At 65.2% G+C, this 18,883-nt stretch carries 16 protein-coding genes; 9 read left to right on the forward strand and 7 right to left on the reverse strand.

The features are described 5' to 3' along the window. Window positions 1-5: 5 nt before the first annotated feature. The 5 genes from iaaH to AABE10_RS20910 all read right to left on the reverse strand — a co-directional run bounded on the left by iaaH (window position 6) and on the right by AABE10_RS20910 (window position 5,307). On the reverse strand, window positions 6-1,460 hold the full coding sequence (gene iaaH / locus AABE10_RS20890) for an indoleacetamide hydrolase (protein WP_342935147.1): 1,455 nt from the start codon (window positions 1,458-1,460) through the stop codon (window positions 6-8). A gap of 91 nt (window positions 1,461-1,551) precedes the next feature. Beyond that, window positions 1,552-2,451 carry a ferritin-like domain-containing protein gene (locus AABE10_RS20895; protein ID WP_342935148.1) on the reverse strand — a complete coding sequence of 300 codons (900 nt, stop codon included), beginning with the start codon at window positions 2,449-2,451 and terminating at the stop codon, window positions 1,552-1,554. A gap of 138 nt (window positions 2,452-2,589) precedes the next feature. Continuing rightward, on the reverse strand, window positions 2,590-2,808 hold the full coding sequence (locus AABE10_RS20900) for a transcriptional regulator (protein WP_152756140.1): 219 nt from the start codon (window positions 2,806-2,808) through the stop codon (window positions 2,590-2,592). Between the two features lie 415 nt (window positions 2,809-3,223). Next, window positions 3,224-3,922, reverse strand: a complete 699-nt coding sequence (locus AABE10_RS20905; protein ID WP_342935149.1) for an NAD(P)H-dependent oxidoreductase — start codon at window positions 3,920-3,922, stop codon at window positions 3,224-3,226. A 383-nt stretch (window positions 3,923-4,305) separates the two neighbouring features. Next, complete coding sequence (locus AABE10_RS20910) at window positions 4,306-5,307, reverse strand: toll/interleukin-1 receptor domain-containing protein (RefSeq protein WP_342935150.1); 1,002 nt, start codon at window positions 5,305-5,307, stop codon at window positions 4,306-4,308. A gap of 284 nt (window positions 5,308-5,591) precedes the next feature. On the opposite strand from AABE10_RS20910, the gene AABE10_RS20915 reads away from it, so the two are divergent. The 3 genes from AABE10_RS20915 (at window position 5,592) to AABE10_RS20925 (ending at window position 10,145) form a co-directional block, all read left to right on the forward strand. After that, window positions 5,592-6,176: a hypothetical protein gene (locus AABE10_RS20915; RefSeq protein WP_342935151.1), complete on the forward strand. Its 585-nt coding sequence runs from the start codon at window positions 5,592-5,594 to the stop codon at window positions 6,174-6,176. Between the two features lie 257 nt (window positions 6,177-6,433). Beyond that, window positions 6,434-7,189, forward strand: coding sequence for a glycoside hydrolase family protein (locus AABE10_RS20920; RefSeq protein ID WP_342935152.1), 756 nt, complete (start codon window positions 6,434-6,436; stop codon window positions 7,187-7,189). Window positions 7,190-7,250: 61 nt separating this feature from the next. Further along, complete coding sequence (locus AABE10_RS20925) at window positions 7,251-10,145, forward strand: CHAT domain-containing protein (RefSeq protein ID WP_342935153.1); 2,895 nt, start codon at window positions 7,251-7,253, stop codon at window positions 10,143-10,145. Between the two features lie 21 nt (window positions 10,146-10,166). Here the strand turns inward: AABE10_RS20925 and AABE10_RS20930 are convergent, their stop codons facing one another. Further along, complete coding sequence (locus tag AABE10_RS20930) at window positions 10,167-10,949, reverse strand: hypothetical protein (protein ID WP_342935154.1); 783 nt, start codon at window positions 10,947-10,949, stop codon at window positions 10,167-10,169. A gap of 339 nt (window positions 10,950-11,288) precedes the next feature. On the opposite strand from AABE10_RS20930, the gene AABE10_RS20935 reads away from it, so the two are divergent. From AABE10_RS20935 to AABE10_RS20950, 4 genes are all read left to right on the forward strand, one after another. Continuing rightward, the gene (locus tag AABE10_RS20935; protein WP_342935155.1) at window positions 11,289-12,053 is read left to right on the forward strand and encodes an SDR family NAD(P)-dependent oxidoreductase; all 765 of its coding nucleotides are present in this window, start codon (window positions 11,289-11,291) and stop codon (window positions 12,051-12,053) included. A 104-nt stretch (window positions 12,054-12,157) separates the two neighbouring features. Further along, entirely contained in the window at window positions 12,158-13,486 is a 1,329-nt protein-coding gene (locus AABE10_RS20940) for an MFS transporter (protein ID WP_342935156.1), read from the forward strand. A gap of 39 nt (window positions 13,487-13,525) precedes the next feature. Further along, window positions 13,526-14,704 (forward strand): L-rhamnonate dehydratase, encoded by a 1,179-nt coding sequence (gene rhmD / locus AABE10_RS20945; protein ID WP_342935157.1) that lies wholly within the window; start codon window positions 13,526-13,528, stop codon window positions 14,702-14,704. A gap of 27 nt (window positions 14,705-14,731) precedes the next feature. Further along, window positions 14,732-15,514, forward strand: a complete 783-nt coding sequence (locus tag AABE10_RS20950; protein WP_342935158.1) for an SDR family NAD(P)-dependent oxidoreductase — start codon at window positions 14,732-14,734, stop codon at window positions 15,512-15,514. Between the two features lie 954 nt (window positions 15,515-16,468). Here AABE10_RS20950 and AABE10_RS20955 read toward each other — a convergent pair. Next, window positions 16,469-17,431: a LysR family transcriptional regulator gene (locus AABE10_RS20955; protein WP_342935159.1), complete on the reverse strand. Its 963-nt coding sequence runs from the start codon at window positions 17,429-17,431 to the stop codon at window positions 16,469-16,471. Window positions 17,432-17,589: 158 nt separating this feature from the next. Between AABE10_RS20955 and AABE10_RS20960 the strand changes: the two genes are divergently transcribed. Together AABE10_RS20960 and AABE10_RS20965 are read left to right on the forward strand one after the other, a co-directional pair. After that, complete coding sequence (locus AABE10_RS20960) at window positions 17,590-17,916, forward strand: L-rhamnose mutarotase (protein ID WP_342935160.1); 327 nt, start codon at window positions 17,590-17,592, stop codon at window positions 17,914-17,916. A 46-nt stretch (window positions 17,917-17,962) separates the two neighbouring features. Then, window positions 17,963-18,856 (forward strand): amidohydrolase family protein, encoded by an 894-nt coding sequence (locus tag AABE10_RS20965; protein ID WP_342935161.1) that lies wholly within the window; start codon window positions 17,963-17,965, stop codon window positions 18,854-18,856. Window positions 18,857-18,883: the final 27 nt, after the last annotated feature.

Genomic DNA, 18,883 nt, shown 5'->3' on the forward strand with positions numbered 1-18,883 from the left:
AGTTGTCAGATGGTGGGCGCCGGAACTGCCCCCAGTACGGCCTCGAATGCGATGCCGATCGCGAGCAGCCGCCGGTCGTGGCCGAGCGGCCCGTCGATTTCGATGCCAACGGGCAAGCCGTCCCGCGTCAGGCCCGCAGGCAGCGACAGGCCCGGAATGCCCGCGTTGCTCGCCGGATCGGTATTGCGCAGATAAGCGGTCATTTCGTCGATGGCGGGCGCGCCGTCGATCGACACGACGGACGAGCCGTTTACTTCGTCGAGCGGCACAGCGACGAGACGCGTGGTCGGGAAGAGCAGTGCGTCGAGGCGCCCGGCAGCGAAGGTGTCAGCGTAATGCTGCTGCAGTTGCGGACGCCAGATGGTCATCGCGTCGTGATACTGCTGCGCGAGCGCGCGCGCCATCACCACGTCGTACACATGGCGGACATCGGGGCTCGCGATGTGCGCGGCGATTTCGGCGACGGTCTTGACGGGCGCATCGTTCGCGACGAGATACGCGCGCACGTCGTCGAACGCTTCGTGAATCGCGACCGGGCCGCCCGTCTGGTCGTTCAGATGCAGCAACTCCGGCATATGGACGGGCACGAACGTGACGCCCACGGCTTCGAGCTTCTTGAGCGCAGCGCGCGCGGCGTCTTCCGTCGCCCGTTCGAGATCGGCCCACAGCGGCGACGGCAAGCCGATGCGCAGCGCCGACAGTTGCACGTCGGGCAAGCTCGTGTCGCCCGTGATCACGCCGTCGAGCAGCGCGACGTCCGCGACGGTGCGCGCCATCGGACCGACGGTATCGCGCGTATGGCTGATGGGAACCACGGCTTGCGGATCGTGATAGCGGCGCTCGCCGCCGCCATTGCCCACGGACGGACGAAAGCCCGCAATGCCCGTGAGCGCGGCGGGAATGCGCGTCGAGCCGCCCGTATCGCTGCCGAGCCCCGCCGTCGAGATGCGCGCGGCGACGGCAACGGCCGTGCCGCCCGACGAGCCGCCCGCGATCAGCGACGGGTCGTACGGGTTGCGCACGGGGCCCGCGTGCGAGGCCAGATTCGTGCTGGTGATGCCGAACGCGAGTTCGTGCATGTTGGTCTTGCCGAGCACGATCGCGCCCGCATCGACGAGCTTGCGCACGGACGGCGCGTCCGTTTTCGGCTTGAAGCCGTCGAGCGCCGGCGTGCCGGCCGACGTCAGCAGCCCGGCGGTGTTGATGTTGTCCTTGATGACGACGGGCAGCCCGGCGAGCGGAAGGCGGGCTTTCTCGTCGGAGGTCAATGCGTCGATGCGCTTCGCGGCGGCAAGCGCGCCTTCCATGTCGAGCGCCGTGAACGCGTTGAGCGTCGCGAGCGCGGCGGCGCGCGCGAGCAGCGTCGCGACGTAATCGGTTGCATTGAGCCGGCCCGACTGGATGGCGGCGACAGCCTGCGTCGCCGTCAGCGCGAGTTGTTCATCGACGGTCCATTGCATGTAGTGTGTCCCCCTTGGTTCGACGGCGCGTTGCGCCGCGCGACGTGTCGTGAATGTGCCCATGCCCGCCCGTACCGAGCGCGCGGCGCGCTCACTTGCGCATGAACAGCAGCGCGAGGCGCGCGAGTTTTGGAACGAGCGCCGGACGAACGAGCCGTTTGTCGTAGCCGCTCATTCGTTGGTCGTTTTCCTGAAGGCACAGTTCGATCAGCTGACGCGCGGAGAGTGCCTGGCCGATCGTCGAGCTGTTGGCAGCCAGAAAGTTCGAGTCGTGCGCGACGCCTTCGGCATCGATGCCTTTCGCGATTGCGACGCGGTCCCAGATCAGCTTGATCCAGATTGCGCCGACACGCAACGCATGCCACGGACGCCGCCACCACGGCATCGTGCGCCGATACCACGCGACCCAGTTGACGAAAAAGAGAATGTGGCGCGCTTCTTCCTGAATGACGGGCTCGAATGTCTCGACGAGTTCTTCCGGGAAATAGCCCGACAGCTGCGCGGAGCGAAACAGGCCGAACGCGAAGAAGCTGTCGATGCACTCACTGTAGCCGGTGAACATCCACGCCCATTCGGCGTCGCGCGGCGCGGGGTAATGGGGCTCGGGCGCGAGCTCGATGCCGTACGCAGCGACGAGCCGCGACAAGACGTGCTTGTGGCGCGCCTCTTCGGCCGCGTCCATTTGGATTGCTTCGCGCACCAAAGGGTCTTGCAGCTGCGCCGCATACGTGGCGACCCGGATCGATGCGCGGCCTTCCGTCTGCACGGCGATGTCCCAGATGGGGAGGGACGTGATGCGCTTGAGCGCGTCGGTGGGCAACTGCGGCCAATCGATGACGGCTGGCTTGTACGGGTTATGCGTTTCCAGCAGCATCCGGCAGAACATCTGCTTGTGTTCTTCGGAACCGATGGGCATGCGCGCGTGTCCGTGAAACGTCCAGTGACGCAGCGCGCGATCGTGATCGGCTTCTGTTATCAGGGTGTCGGACATGACAGGCGAATACGTTGGCGAGTTATTCCGCCTATTCTGTCATACCCCGTCATTCTGTGGCGTGGAGCGGGTCCTTACGGTAGCGCCGCACGCGTTTTCGCGCTGCGTGGCGTGAAAAATTGCAATGCAGTATTGCGCTCATTGCTGACTGTCGACCCACAGGCGGCCCCAGCGGAACGCATACGCGAGCGCGTGTTCTTCGTCGAAGAAGTAGTCGAGCGCGTCGAACGAATACGCGTGTCCGTCGTTGGCGGCCGTGGCCTTTTCGATCGTGAGATTCGCTGCAAAGAGCCCGTTGGGCAGGCGCTGCGCAGCGGGGGCGACTTCATAGCCTTTGTAGCGGATGTGTCGGTTCATCTGTTTCATGTTCGATCGCCTCCCCGCGGCGGATGGCGCGCAGCGCGGCGATCAGTCGAGTGAAGCGGGCAGGGACTAGCGTAGGCTGTGCCGTGTAGCGCGTGAACCAATCTTTCGTCGCAAGCAAATCACGGGTGGCCGGGAACGGTCTTCGAAGATCTGGATGTGGCGTTATCGCGTGCGTTGTCGCGATCATCCGGCGGCGCGCGCGGCCGTGTCTGTTGTTTGGGCCACGATGGCGGGCTCGGGTGTGTTGGCGAGCGCACGGAGCGCGCGTGCGTCGAGAGGCACGCACGCCGTTAGTTACTGGCTGTTAGCCCGGCAATGGCCAGACCGAAGTGCATGGGCGCACATGCGTGAACGCGATGCGCCGCTGCATCGCGTTACCTTGCAACCGCGCCGGTCCACAAGCGTTTTAGTTCGCGAGTGCGCAGACCTTGCTGGCGTGCGTGTCGTCGGCGGAGTCAGGCGTCGCGGCGGCCAGATGCGATGCGGTGCCCGCCTGCTGCAAGTGCTGCGAATGTTGCGAGTGTGAGCGGAACGCGAGCGCGAACTGCGCGGCCTGCTCGCCGACCATCGACAGCTGTTCGACGACCTTCGGATCGGAGCACGTATCGGCCGTATCGAAGCGCGTTTCGAGCGTATTGATGCCCGCGCCGAACGGCGTCGGCCAGCCACGCAGCGCGTGCACGATCGAGCGCAGCGAGGTCAGCACCGAGCCCGCCGCCTGCCATCCATACGCAGTGACGATGCAGCCGACTGCGCGGCCGTCGAGATAGGGCCGCGCTTCGCCGCGCAATTCTTCGAGCGTATCGAGTGCGTTCTTCACGAGACCGGATACGCCGCCGTGATAGCCGGGCGTCGCGATGACGAGGGCGTCGGCGTGACGGACGGCTTCGATCAGTTCGAGCTGTTCGTCGGTGCGATGCGTGCTTTCGGGCGCGTAGTGCGGCAGGCTATGCAGGAACGTGCCGCCGAAGAGGCGCGTGCGCGCGCCAGCCTGCTGCGCGCCGCGCAGTGCGAATCCGAGCGCGCGTTCGGTGGACGACGCGGCGCGCGTGGTGCCGCCGATGCCGATCACGAGCGGGCGGCGGTTCTGATCGAAACGGGTCAACTGGATGCTCCTTGCTGCTGTGACGGCTGGCCCGATGCACGGTCGATAACGTGAAACGTGACGTGTTTTCCATGCGAACGGCGCGTGAACCTGAACTGCCATCTTAGTGACCGATGGTAGCAGCGCGAAACGACTTTTTGTTCTAACGATATAACGGAGAAAGGGTCTTTCGCCGCGCTGCGCCGGATGGAATGCTTGTGCGAAAGGCTTCGTTGGCGGGCGCGGGGACGGGCGTTATGATGGACCCGTCTCCTCCATGAAAACTCCTTGACATGGGATTGGCCCCGGCTCGAAACAGACCGGGGCATTTTTTTGCGTTTTCGGATGCGTGCGCGATGTATGCAACGCGTGCGGCAGCGCAAAGTAGAGCCAACGTAGGGGCCCTATTGCGGCATCGGCACGATCCGCTGCACGGCGAGCGAGTTGTCCTGCGCCGTTTGCTCGCGCGCATCGGGCGTGACGCATACGTCGTCTCCCTGAAAGGCCTCGCGCCACACGAAGCCGTTCTTGCAGGTGTTCGGCCCGTAGGCGCCGCCTGTCGGCGAGCGGTTGTCGGCGGCGGCCCTGTTTTCAGCGTAGATGCGCGCCTGCGTATCGGGTGTCACGCATACGCGGTCGCCGGGCCGTGCCTGCCGCCACACGTAGCCCTTGATGCACGCGCCGCGCAAATGCGCGCGCCGTTGCAATTCGACCTTCGATATCACGCCGCTGGCGACGGGACGATCGACGGCAACGGAAGCGGGCGATGCGGCCGCGTCCTCGACGGCGGGCGCGTGCTGATTCGAACCCGACATCTTGAGCAGCACCGCACCCGTCAGTCCGACAGCGGCCAGCGCGCCGACGATCGGCAGCAGGCGCGTGCGCCGCTTCGTCTCGACCGGCTTGTCGGGAACGGGTTGCGCGGCAGGCGTCGTGTCTTTCTCTGCGCCCGTGTGTCCGCGCAACGCGTTGATCAGCAGTTGCACGTCGCTGTCCCATCTTGCGTGCGTCAGCTCGATCGAGTTGCGATAGGCGAGGTCCTTGATGTCGTCGGGCAGGTCGGCTTCCTGCGGCATCGTCGCGCCCTGCACGAGCACGGGAATCAGCGTCACGCCGCGCTTGAGCGCCGACGACGTCTCGAGCCGCACGAAGTCGTTCGGATTGTCGAGCCGCCGCTTGCCGTCCTTGCCGGTGACGGTGAGCCACGTGCGCCCGATCAGCGAGAGCACGACGCCGCACTGGTCGATATTCGTCTCGATAGCGCGGCGGAAGTCGGCGCCCGGTTCGATCGTCGCGACGTCCATGAACACCATCTGCTCGCCGAACACTTCGCGCAACGATTCGAACAGGCGTCCCGCCTGGCCTTCCGAATCTTCGCGCCTATAACTGATGAAAATGGGCCGCATCGAACGATTCCTCCCTCAACGGGTTGAACGGCGAGCTGAACCTGCAATTCAAAGCCTTTTAATTAAAGCAGAGCAATGCGTGTCGTGTGAGGAATGCGAGCGGGCATCCGCTGCTCGCACTGCGGACGTTATGTGCGGCAGCCAACTGACCTTGCCGCGCAAAGCGGATAACGCTTTCTGGTCCGATGCGCGCGTGGCGCGGGATATGTCCGTTGTGTTCAATGCGTCCGATGCACTCGCGCAAGGCCGTACCGAATGCGCGCTGTCCCGGGAGGTCGAATCGAATGACGGCGGATGTTGCAGACCAGGTCGTGCTTTTCTCCGGCCATATGATCGATGCGCCGGGGCGGCTCATCGAACGTTTTCCGGCGAGGCTCGTGCCGCGCGTCGCGCAGGCGATCGGCGGCGAACTGGACGCGTTACGCGCTGGCGGCGCGGATATCGGGCTGTGCGGCGCCGCGTGCGGGAGCGATCTGCTGTTCGCCGTCGCGGCGCTCGAACGGCATATGACGTTGCGCATTCACCTGCCTTTCGACGAGCGAGCGTTCATCGAGCGCTCCGTCGCGATCGGCGGCGAGCGATGGGTCGAGCTTTATCGGCGCGTCACGGAAACGGCGACCTGCATCGTTGCGGACGACGTGCCCGGTCCGCTGCCGCCGGGCGCCGATCCATTCACGCGCAACAATCTGCTGATGCTGTCGGAAGCGAGGCGGATCGGCGCGCGCGCGTTCACGTTCGTATGCGTGTGGGACGGCCAGCCCGGCGACGGGCCGGGCGGCACCGCGCATCTGGCGAGTGCGGTGCGTGCGGCTCACGGCGATGTGCGAATCATCGATATCCATGCGCTTACGGACGAGCCGGGAACGTGACGCGCGAGGTTCATTTCCCGCGCGCCATGATCGCCATAAACGGCCAGTCGAAAGCCGACTTCGGACGCCCTATCAGCCTTCGCACGCCGCGTTCTGTTCGGCATCGCGCAAAATCCGCAAACTCACCTTGGCAAGTCAGCCCTCTTTGCTATGCTCATTGAAGCCTGGGCAAGCCTGCCGATCTCTCAGGTGCAGACGCGCTGGCGCGCACGCGCCGGATTTTTCGCGCTCTTCTCGCGCTCATCGGGAGCCTCGCCATGAATGCGTTCGACACGCTGCTTGCGCAAACCCTCAGCTTGCCCGATCTGCTCGCGGATACAGCGGGCAACGAAGAGCGCCAGGCGTACGACGCGGAGCATCCCGTCACGCTGCCCGTGCGCCGCGCGGCATTGCCCGCGATCTCCGACCGGGCCGTCGAGCTGATCGTCGCCTTCGAGGTTACGAGCGAGGCCGTGTACAACCGGCTTTACATGCACCCCGTCTGGCCGCAAGGGCAATCTGGCTGCACGATCGGCGTCGGCTACGACCTCGGCTACGTGGACGCCCAACGCATGACGTCCGACTGGAACGCCGCGCAACTAGCGGCCGCCGACATCGCGCTGCTCGCGCGCGTATGCGGGCTCAAGGGCACGGCCGCGCAACAGGCGCTCGCGGACGTGAAGTCCGTGAACGTGCCGTTCGCGGCGGCGAATACCGTATTCAGACAGGTGACGCTGCAACGCACGATTGCGCAGACGATTGCCGTATTGCCCAAAGCCGATCAGCTGAAACCCGATTGCCTCGGCGCTCTGGTCTCGCTCGTCTACAACCGCGGCGCGTCGTTTGCGGCGGCGGGCGACCGGTACACCGAAATGCGCGCAATCGCGGCCGATGTCGCCAGCGGCAATCTCGCCGATATTCCGGCGCAGTTTCGCGCGATGAAGCGGCTGTGGCAGAACCAGCCGAACATGCAGGGCCTCGTGCGCCGCCGCGAGCTGGAGGCGCTGTTGTTCGAACAGGGATTGAGCAGCTGACACGTCCGCTGTCGGCGAACCGCGGCGGGTTCGCGCAACGACGGGCCCGATGGAGTGAAGCGTGCAAAACATCGAAGGGGCCGTGCCGCCCGACGTGCTCGCGGGACTGCCGCAAGAGCGCGCACCCGCTGCTGCCGCCGACACGCGGCTGAAGATCAGTGTCATCAACGGCAATCTGCAGTTCATCCAGGAGCCGCTGCTGATCGGGCATTACCGCGATGCGTCGCTGACGGGCGTCGAGCGCGTCGTCGACGATCTGATCGGCGGCGCGTTGAGCACGTCGATCCGTCTCGGGCGCTATCCGCAGCATCTCGGCAGCCAGCAGGTGTTCGTCAACGCGGGCTTCCGTTCGCCGCATCCGTTTCGCCTGCCGCGGCCTGCGGGGCTGATCGTCGTCGGTCTGGGCAGCGAGGGCCAGCTTCGCGCGAGCGATCTCGCGACGACCGTGCGCCTCGGCGTGATCGCGTGGGCGCAGCGACTGGCCGAGAACGAGGCGCAATGCGCGGAGCCGTTCTCGCTCGCGGCGACGCTGATCGGCAGCGGCGGCACGGGCATCGCGCCCGGCCAGGCGGCGCGGCTCGTCGCCGAAGGGGTGCGCGACGCGAACCTGCGGCTTGCGAGCACCGACTGGCCGTGCGTTCGACACCTGCGGCTGATCGAGCTGTACCTCGACCGCTCGGCGGAAGCGTGGCGCTCGCTGAAGCTGCTCGAACAGGCGAGCCCTGAGTGCTACGAGATCGACGACGCGATCCTGCCGTCGACGGGCGCGCTGCTGCGGCCTCTCGACAGCAGCTATCGCGGCGCCGACTACGATCTGATCAGCGCCGTCACGCAGATCGATGCGTCGGGTGACACCAACATCGTCTACACGCTCGACACGCGCCGCGCACGCACGGAAGTTCGCGCGACGGCGACGCAAGGGCGTCTGCTTGCGCAACTCGTGAAGGCGGCGTCGAGCGCCGACAACGACGACGCCAATATCGGCCAGGTGCTCTATCAGCTGATCGTTCCGCGCGAAATGCGGCCGTTTCTCGCGGGCGGATCCGAGATGCAGATCGAAGTCGACAGCGGCACGGCGGGCATTCCGTGGGAAATGCTCGACACGTCCGGGAACACGCCGCAGCGCAACGCCGATTCGCCGCGGCCATGGGCGATACGCGCGAAGCTGCTGCGCAAGCTGCGCATCGGCGACTTTCGGCATCGCGTCGACGATGCGCCGCGCGATGCGCAGATTCTTGTGATCGGCGAGCCGTACTGCAACGATCCGCGCTATCCGGCGCTGCCGGGCGCGCGGCACGAAGCGCAGGCGATCGCGACCCTGTTGCGCGAGAAGATCGGCGCGGCGCGCGTGACGGGGCTCGTCGCCGCGTCGGACGACGAACGCGGACCGGATGCGCGCAACGTGATCAGCACGCTGCTCGAACGCGACTGGCGCGTGCTGCACATCTCGGGACACGGCGAGCCGCCCGCCGACGACGCAAACCCCGTCGATCCCGGCGACGACCGCCTGCGCGGCGTCGTGCTGTCGGACGGCATCTTTCTCGGGCCGCGCGAAATCGGCATGTTGCAGCGCACGCCCGAGCTCGTGTTCGTGAACTGCTGCTATCTCGCCGCGCGCAGCGGCGACCAGTTGCTGAAGGCCGCGAACGTGTCCGTCTACGACAGGCCGCGCTATGCCGCGAACGTCGCCGAGGCGCTGATCCGGATCGGCGTGAAGTGCGTGATCGCGTCGGGCTGGGCCGTCGACGATGAGCCCGCGCAACAGTTCGCGACCACTTTCTACCGGCAGATTCTCGAAGGCGAGCGCTTTCTCGATGCCGTCGCCGTCGCGCGCGACGCGGCCTGGCTATGCGGCGGCAACACGTGGGCCGCGTACCAGTGCTACGGCGACGCGAACTGGACGCTCGAACCGGCATCGGGCAACGTGGGCGCGCGCGAGCGCACGGCCGAGGACCGCTATGCGGGCATCGCGTCGTCCGTGTCGCTGATCCTCGCGCTCGACGAACTGGAGACGAGCGCGCGCTTCGACGCGTCGGGCTCGCCGGACCGGCTGCGCTATCTCGACGAGCATTTCGGCTCGCGCTGGGGTGCGCAGGGCGACGTCGCCGAGGCGTTCGGCAGGGCATGGGCCGCGTGGGGGATCGAAGAGAAAGCGGTCGAGTGGTACGAGCGGGCCGTGCGCGCGGGCGACGGCCACACGACGTTCGCCGCGACCGATCAGCTCGCGAATTTGCAGGCTCGGCTCGCGTGGACGACGCTGAAGGCGAAGGCGGCGCAGGGCCAGAGCGTCATATCCGCAGCCGATATCGGCGCCGCGCGCGCCCAGGTTGGCAACAGCATCGCGCTGCTTCAGTCGCTCCTCGACGTGCGCCGCACGGTCGACCGCTTGAGCATTTGCGCGGCGGCGTACAAGCGGATCGCGCTCGTCGAGCGGATCGCGGGCGACGAAGCGGCGGAGTCGGCGGCGATCGGCAAGATGCTCGCGCTGTATCGGGAAGCGGAGCAGCTCGGCGACGCGCAAGGCGATGCCGCGACGTTCTACCCGCTGATCAACCGGCTCGCGGCCGAACTGATGCTGGGCATGGGCGCGCCGTCAGCGGATGGATTCGACGCGGCGTCCGTCGACAGGCTCAGGCACATGCTCGAGCAGTGCGCACACGTGGAACCGGACTTCTGGAACATCTCGGCGATGACGGAGCTGCGGATCTACGAAAGCCTCGCAGCGAAGCAACTGGAAGCGAGCTTTGCCGCGATCCGCGCGGATTTCGTCGATCTGCACACGCGCGTGCCGTCGAGAAGCAACTGGAGTTCGGTGCTCGATCAATACGATTTCGTGCTTTACCGGTACGCGAAGCAGCCGGCTATCGCAGACAGCGAGAAAACGGCCGCTTCGCAGTTGCTCGACACGCTCAGGCAATGGGTGCATGAGGACCAGTCGCCGCAACCGTCGGCGTGAGCGTTCTTGGCGCATGTAACGTCACGACAGATCGGGCAGCGCGCTCAGATAGCCGCTCGTGAAGCTCGCCACCTTCTGTTGCAACGTCGCCTGAACGGAATCGAGCACCGACAGGTTGATCTGCGCCGTCGTCGAGAAGCGCTTGAGGTTCGCCTCGTTGTTCTGCACCTTGACGAACAGCACTTGCGTGATCGTCATGCTCGCCGCCAGCGAAAACGCCATCAGCGATACGCTGAGGTCGCCCGCTTCCGTCGGCTCGGCGAGCGCGATCTGGAAGCTCGCCGTGTTCGCGCGGCGGCTTTCGCGATTGAACAGCGTGATCCACGGCGTCGACGTATCCATCGAACGCAGCGCCTTGAGCGTCGCATCGATCAGCGGCGCGGCGGCGATGGCGCCCGGCCCGAGCAGCAGCGCCGCGACGGCCGTGATCGCTTCGTGCACGTCGAGTCCCGCGTCGCCGGATACATAGTCGGTCATCTCGCAACTCTCGACGCGCCATCCGAGATTCGACAGCACGCCGCCATAGCCGCGATACCAGTTCTGCGTGTCGTCGGGCGAAACCCCCTGGTGCTTGAGGATCAGTTGCGCGAGCAACAGCGAGTCCGCGACGGCCTGGCGCCGGTTCGCCGGAACCCCCGACTTGAACGACACGACGCCCGAGCCCGCGACGATCGCCTGGTCCTTGCTCGCGTCGAACGCCGGCGGCGGATTCGACGCGCCGGGATCGGCGCCGCGCCGGCGCTGGTCGGGCAGAACGGCGCCCGTCACGAAGGCGGTCGCCTGCTCGGCGGTGGCAGTGGTCATGACGATGCTCCTCGGCGGATAGGGACGGGTCGATCGTTCGCGGGATGCGGCGCATGTGGCGTACGCGGCGCATGTGGCGCATGTGGCCAGCGGCGGCACGTTCAATCAGGTTAGGTCATCGATGCGCATCGGCGGTGTTTTTTTGGCTTCGATATCAGTCCAACGCGCCGTCCGCCGCGCGATCCGCTTTTGTTATCACCCCATCCAAACCTCGGATTGTTCCCGTATCGGGCACCGATTTATATTGCGTACACCGAGGGCCGTCACTGACCACGGACCCACAACGAAGAATGCGCGGCCCGTCGAGACCGAGCATCGAAGCAAAGGAGGAGCGCAGGCATGAATCGTATCGATCTGGAGGGCCGTGTCGTCGTCATCACGGGCGGCGCGCGGGGTATCGGCTATGCGGTTGCGCAGCGCGCGCTGCACTCGGGCGCGAGCGTCTCGCTGTGGGACCGGGACGGCGAACGGCTCGCGCGCAGCGAGCGCGAGCTTGGCGAAATCGTCGGCGAACCCGGCAAGGTCTCCGCCGTCACCGTCGATCAAACGAAAGAAGCCGAGATCGATGCAGCCGTCAGCAAGACGCTCGCCGCGCACGGCGCGATCGACGTGCTGATCAACTGCGCGGGCATCACGGGCGGCAACGGCACGACATGGGAACTCGACCCGGGTGTATGGCGGCAGGTGATCGACGTCAATCTGATCGGCCCTTATCTCGTGTGCCGCGCCGTCGTTCCGCAGATGCTGAAGCAGGGCTACGGGCGCATCGTCAATATCGCATCGGTGGCCGCCAAGGAGGGCAATCCGAACGCGTCGCACTACAGCGCGTCGAAGGCGGGCCTGATCGGCCTCACCAAATCGCTCGGCAAGGAACTCGCGACGAAGAACATTCTCGTCAATGCCGTCACGCCCGCTGCCGCGAAAACAGAAATCTTCGATTCGATGTCGCAGCAGCACATCGACTACATGCTCTCGAAGATACCGATGAACCGCTTCCTGCTGCCTGAAGAGGCGGCATCGCTGATTCTGTGGCTGTCGTCGGAAGACTGCGCGTTCAGCACGGGCGCGGTGTTCGATCTGTCGGGCGGCCGCGCGACGTATTGAGCGTGCCGCGCGGCAACACGCCGTCGCTTCACGAAGAACAACAGCGGCACACGCATGCCGCCCGCGCGCTCGCTCGCGCGCTTAAGGAAACACCAGGAGACACGATGAGCCGGACCCCACCCGAATCCATCGATGGCATCGTTGGCCAGGTCATGCGGCGGCTGTTGCCGTTCCTGCTGCTGATGTATGTGCTCGCGTTTCTGGACCGCGCGAATATCGGCTTTGCGCAAAAAGCGTTGCAGCACGACACGGGCATTTCCAACGCGGCGTTTGCGTTCGGCGCGGGCGTGTTCTTCGTCGGCTATGCGCTCTTCGAGGTGCCGAGCAATCTGCTGCTGTATCGCGTCGGCGCGCGGCTGTGGATGTGCCGGATCATGGTGACATGGGGCATCGTGTCGGCGGCGATGAGTCTCGCGCATACGGCGACGGCCTTCTACACGCTGCGCTTCCTGCTGGGCGTCGCGGAAGCCGGCTTCTTTCCCGGCGTCATCTATTACCTCACGCGCTGGTTTCCGCAAGCGGCGCGCGGACGTGCCGTCGGCGTGTTCTATTTCGGCGCGCCGCTCGCGTTCATGTTCGGCAGTCCGCTGTCAGGTCTGCTGCTCGATCTGCATGGCGTGCTGGGCCTCGCGGGCTGGCAGTGGCTGTTCCTGATCGAGGGCGGGCTCGCGTCGATCGTCGGCGTGTGGGCGTTCTTCTATCTCGACGACCGGCCCGACGACGCCACGTGGCTCACGCCCGCGGCACGCAAAACCTTGAGCGCGGCGCTCGACGACGACGCCCGCGCCGCTGCCGCGCATGGCCCGCGCAACATCGCTGCGGCGCTGGTGGACAGGCGCGTTCTGCTGCTGTCGGCGATCTATCTGCTGATCCAGATGAGCGTCTATGGCGTGATCTTCTATCTTCCGCAGCAAGTGGCCGCGCTGATGGGCGAATCGGTGGGCTTGCGCGTCGGTCTCGTCGCGGCCGTGCCGTGGATCTGCTCGCTCGCGCTGACCTGGATTGTGCCGCGCCGCGCCGATCGCACGGGCGCACACCGAAGCTGGGCCGTCGCGCTGCTCGTGCTCGCGGGTTGCGGCATCGGCGTGTCGGGTCTCGCGCATAGTCCGCTCGTCGCGTTGCTGGCGCTGTGCTGCGCGGCAAGCGGCTTCATCGCCGCGCAGCCGCTCTTCTGGACGTTCCCGACGCGCTATCTGACAGGCGCGGCGGCGGCGGGCGGCATCGCGCTGATCAATTCGCTCGGCAGCCTGGGCGGCTTCATCGCGCCGACGCTGCGCACGAGCGCCGAGCATGCGTTCCAGTCGACGTCGGCGGGGCTGCTGTTGCTGGGTGCGGCGAGCCTCTTCGCCGCATTGCTGATCGGCACGGCGGTTCGCCTTCGCGTCGCGCGCGAAACGCCCGCTTTCTCGCAACCCATTCACCGCGTCCGCTGACACAAGGGCGCGCGCAAACCACGAACGGAGCTCTAGAACATGGCGATGCCCACTATCCGGCACGTGCGTGCCTTCGTTGTCCGCGGCGGCGGCGCGGACTATCACGACCAGGCCGACGGACACTGGATCGACGACCACATCTCGACGCCGATGGCGCGTTACCCCGAGTACCGGCAAAGCCGGCAGTCGTTCGGCATCAACGTGCTGGGCACGCTGGTCGTCGAAATCGAAGCGAGCGACGGCACGGTCGGCTTCGCGGTGACGACGGGCGGCGAGATCGGCGCGTTCATCGTCGAGAAGCATCTTGCGCGCTTTCTCGAAGGGCGGCTCGTCACCGACATCGAGAAGATGTGGGATCAGATGTACTTCTCGACGCTCTACTACGGACGCAAAGGGATCGTGCTCAACACGATTTCGGGCGTCGATCTCGCGCTGTGGGATCTGCTCGCGAAAGTGCGCAAGGAGCCCGTGTATCAGCTATTGGGCGGCCCGGTGCGCGACGAGCTTCAGTTCTATGCGACGGGCGCGCGGCCCGATCTCGCGAAGCAGATGGGGTTCATCGGCGGCAAGCTGCCGTTGCAGCACGGTCCCGCCGAAGGCGAAGCGGGCCTGAAGCAGAACATCGACAAGCTCGCGGACATGCGCAGCCGCGTCGGCAGCGACTTCTGGTTGATGTACGACTGCTGGATGAGCCTCGACGTCACCTACGCAACGAAGCTCGCGAAGGCCGCGCACGAACATGGACTGAAGTGGATAGAAGAAGCGCTGCCGCCCGACGACTACTGGGGTTACGCCGAACTGCGCCGCAATGTGCCGCGCGGCATGATGGTATCGACGGGCGAGCACGAAGCGACGCGCTGGGGTTTCCGGATGCTGCTCGAGATGAACTGCTGCGATCTGATTCAGCCGGACGTGGGCTGGTGCGGCGGCATCACCGAGCTGATCAAGATTTCCGCGCTCGCCGATGCGCACAACGTGATGGTCGTGCCCCACGGCTCGTCGGTGTACAGCTATCACTTCGTCGTCACGCGCCACAACTCGCCGTTCGCCGAGTTTCTGATGATGGCACCGAAGGCCGATCAGGTCGTGCCGATGTTCACGCCGCTGCTGCTCGACGAGCCCGTCCCCGTCAACGGCCGCATGAAGGTGCCCGATACGCCGGGCTTCGGCGTGCGCCTGAATCCCGAGTGCAAGCTCGAGCGGCCTTATCAGCATTGATCCACACGTCGATTGAAGGAGAGGCACGTGCTGCTGGAAGACAAAGCGGTGATCGTCACGGGCGGTTCGCGGGGCATCGGTCGTGCGATCGCGGTGGCGTGCGCGAAAGAGGGCGCCGATGTGGCGATCAACTATTGGGGCGACAACGACGCGTCGTATAACCGGCGTTCCGCTGTCGAAGAAGTGGTCGGCGAGATCGAGGCGTTGGGGCGGCGCGTGATCGCCGTCGAAGGCAACGTCGCAGCGAAGGAGACGGGCCCCGAGCTCGTGCGCCGGACTGTCGACGCGTTCGGCAAGGTGGACGTGCTCGCGAGCAACGCGGGCATCTGCCCGTTCCATGCATTTCTCGACATGCCCGCCGACGTGCTCGAAACCACTGTCGCCGTGAATCTGAACGGCGCGTTCTTCGTCACGCAGGCGGCCGCGCGGCAGATGAAGGCGCAGGGCACGGGCGGCGCGATCGTCGCGACCAGCTCGATCAGCGCGCTTGTCGGCGGCGGCATGCAGACGCATTACACGCCGACCAAGGCGGGCGTCCATTCGCTGATGCAGTCGTGCGCGATTGCGCTCGGGCCTTATGGCATCCGTTGCAATTCGGTGATGCCCGGCACGATCGCGACCGATCTGAACGCCGAGGATCTCGCTGACGAAGCAAAGAAAGCGTACTTCGAGAAGCGCATTCCGCTGGGGCGTTTAGGGGCTCCGGAAGATGTGGCCGATTGCGTGGTGTTTCTCGCGTCGGACCGCGCGAGGTATGTGACGGGAGCGGCGCTGCTTGTCGATGGGGGGCTTTTTGTTAATCTGCAATAGCGGGTTGCTTTTGTCTGCGACCGGTTTGTTTTGGTTTTTACGGCTGGCTGCCGGCATCCGCGTTTGCGGTGGTTTTCTTTGCCCTTCGCGGGCATCCGCAATGCGTTTGGTTGCCTTGCCCTTCGCGGGCATCCGCGATGCGCCTCGCGGCGCGGGTGTTGCCCCTGTGCGGGGCGGCACCTACTTTTCTTTGCCGCCGCAAAGAAAAGTAGGCAAAAGAAAGCGGGCTAACACCGCCCGCGCTTGACGATTACCCACGGGCTCTCAACGGCCCCATCCTTCATACGGCAACGTACTGGCCGATGCGCGTTGCCAGCGCATCGATCGGATGCACCACCCGCTTCATGCACCCGCGTCGCAGCCCACGACATCGAATATCCCCGGCCCCTTTGCGGCAAACTGTGTGTAGGCATTCGCACCACACAGGACACCCTTGCTACACGATACGGCCGCAGGCGAGAACGTTGCCCTGTACGACACAACAACCCATATTCACTACCGACGTGCGGCGCCGGACCATTTGATATCTTTAGCCATGCCAAAAGTGTATGAAGCGGGTGAGGCGTTAGCTAGCGCGTTGGCGACCAACAGAAGCCAGAACGCTGCAACTCGAAACACGGGGCCGTTGAGAGCCCGTGGGTAAACGACAATCGCGGGCGGTGTTAGCCCGCTTTCTTTTGCCTACTTTTCTTTGCGGCGGCAAAGAAAAGTAGGTGCCGCCCCGCACAGGGGCAACGCCCGCGCCGCGAGGCGCATCGCGGATGCCCGCGAAGGGCAAAGAAAACCAACGCAAACGCGGATGCCCGCGAAGGGCAAAGAAAACCAACGCAATCGCGGATGCCGGCAGCAAGCCATAAAGACCAAAAAAACAAAAACCGTCGCAGACATAAACCGCATTCGCAGATGCCCGCGACAAGGGCAAAAAACGAACAGCGTCGCAGACAACAAAAAAACTCAAACTGTCAGGGTCTCCCCACCCGCCAGCCGATGCGAATGCACCCTCAGCAGTTCGACGAAGCGCTGCGCCGGTTCTGCCAGCGCTTCATCCTTCCGCGTAAGGATGCCAAAACCCGCAAGGCTCTTGCCGATCTCAACAGGAAGCGCGACCAGCAGCTTGCCGCGCACGTGATCGCGCACGACGGACTCCGGCAGCATCGCGACGGCGTCGTAGTTTTCGAGCAGTTGCAGCGTCGCAAAGATCGACGCGCATTCCGTCAGGTTCGCGGGCGTGCCAAGACCCGCGCGCGCCAGCTCTTCTTCGAACAGGATGCGCGCCGGACTCGTGATCGGTTGCGCGACCCACGGCCAGGCCATCAGCTCGGGCAGCGTGATCGACGCGCGCTTCGCGAGCGGATGCACCGCGCGCACGACCAGCACGAGCGTCTCGCGCGCGAGCGGCTCGAAGCCGAAGTCGTTGTGCTGCAGCGGATCGGTCAGACGTCCGAGCGCCAGATCGATTTCGCGGCGATGCAGCAACTGCACGACCTGATCGCTCGTTTCGCCGAGAATGCACACATGCAGCAGCGGCCTTTCGGTTTTCAGCGCGGCAACGGCCATCGCGAGCAGATCGGGCGCGGCGCCCATGATCGCGCCGACGGTCAACTGCCCGTGGCCGCCTTTGCGTTTCATATCGAGGTCTTCGGCAAAGCGCGTGAGGTCCGCGAGCGCGCGCCTCGCATAGGCAAGCGTGACGACCCCGAGCGGCGTCGGCTGCATGCCGCGCGCGTTGCGTTCGAACAGCAGAAAGCCGAGCGCTTCTTCGATGTCGCCGAGCATGCGGCTCGCGCTCGGCTGCGCGACGTTGATCGCGTCGGCGGCCTGATGGACGTTGCGCGCGTCGTCGAGAGCGACGAGCAGCGCAAGATGCTTGAACTTGAGCCGGTTGACGAGGGCGACGGTGGCGGCGTTCTGGCTCATGAAAGGTCGGCAGTATGGGACAGTCAGCGATTCGGTTTGCGTATCGCCCAATCCCAACAACGGATTGAGATGCTATCGACGCCCGAATTATAGTCGCATCGAGACGCTTCCTCAGAGAGCGCAGCGTATAAACGAACAAGAGTGGAGACACGCCCGGCATGGAGACAATCGCTTTCCGGATGGTGCTGAACCCCGGCATGCGCGACGAGTACGAGCGCCGGCATCGGGAGATCTGGCCTGAACTCGTCGATGCACTGCATCAGGCGGGCGTGCGCGACTACCGCATCTTTCTCGACGAAGGCACGCAGCATCTGTTCGCGATCCTGACGCGCACCGCCGATCATTCGATGGAGCGCCTTCCCGATCTCCCCGTGATGCGCAAATGGTGGGATTACATGGCCGATATCATGCAGACGGCGCCCGACCACACTCCGTTGCAAGCGCCGCTCGTTCCTGTATTTGAATTGAAGCATCCCTTCAACTGATTCGCGACGCTCGCCGCGCACATGCGCCGGCGACGAAGGACGCGCCATGAAAGTTGTCGACCCGCACATCCATCTGTGGGATCTGAAGACGCATCACTACCCGTGGCTCGCCAATCCGGGCGTGTCGTTCGCCGGCGATGCGCGCGATCTGAAGCACGATTATCTGATCGCCGACCTGCTGAACGATGCAGCCGGTATCGAGTTGCTCAAATGCGTGCACGTCGAGGCGAATCACGATCCCGCCGATCCCGTCGAGGAAACGCGCTGGCTGCAATCGGTGGCCCAGGCGCCGGGCTCGCGTTCGATGCCGAACGGCATCGTCGCGGGTGTCGACCTGTCGGCGAAGAACGCCGCGCAGATACTCGAAGGACATGCGGCTTTCGCCAACACGCGCGGCGTGCGGCAGATCCTCAACGTGCACCACGACAAGCTGTATGACTACGTCGGCCGTCATTTCATGCGCGAAGCGCCGTGGCGCGAAAACTTCGGGCTGCTGCGCCGACACGGCATGTCGTTCGACATGCAGCTCTATCCGTCGCAGATGGAGGAAGCGGCCGCGCTCGCGAAAATGCATCACGACACGCAGTTCATCGTGAACCACGCGGGCATGTTCGTCGACCGCAATAGCGTCGCCGGCTATCGCGCGTGGCGTGAAGGGATGCGAGCGCTCGCGCAATGCCCGAACGTCGCGGTGAAAATCAGCGGGCTCGCGATGTTCGATCATCAGTGGACAGTGGAAAGCCTGCGCCCTTATGTGCTCGAAACCATCGATACGTTCGGCGTCGAGCGCGCGATGTTCGCGTCGAACTTCCCGGTGGACCGGCAGTTCGGCGCATATGGCGACCTGTGGCGCGCGTATGCGTCGATCGTCGGCGCAGCGAGCGACGCGGAAAAGGACGCGCTCTTCATGCACAACGCCGAACGGCTCTATCGCATCTGACGCATCGGCGCATCGAAGCATCCGACA

Origin of the sequence: Paraburkholderia diazotrophica, from assembly GCF_038900755.1 — a bacterium.
In the GTDB taxonomy this organism is placed as follows: domain Bacteria; phylum Pseudomonadota; class Gammaproteobacteria; order Burkholderiales; family Burkholderiaceae; genus Paraburkholderia; species Paraburkholderia diazotrophica_A.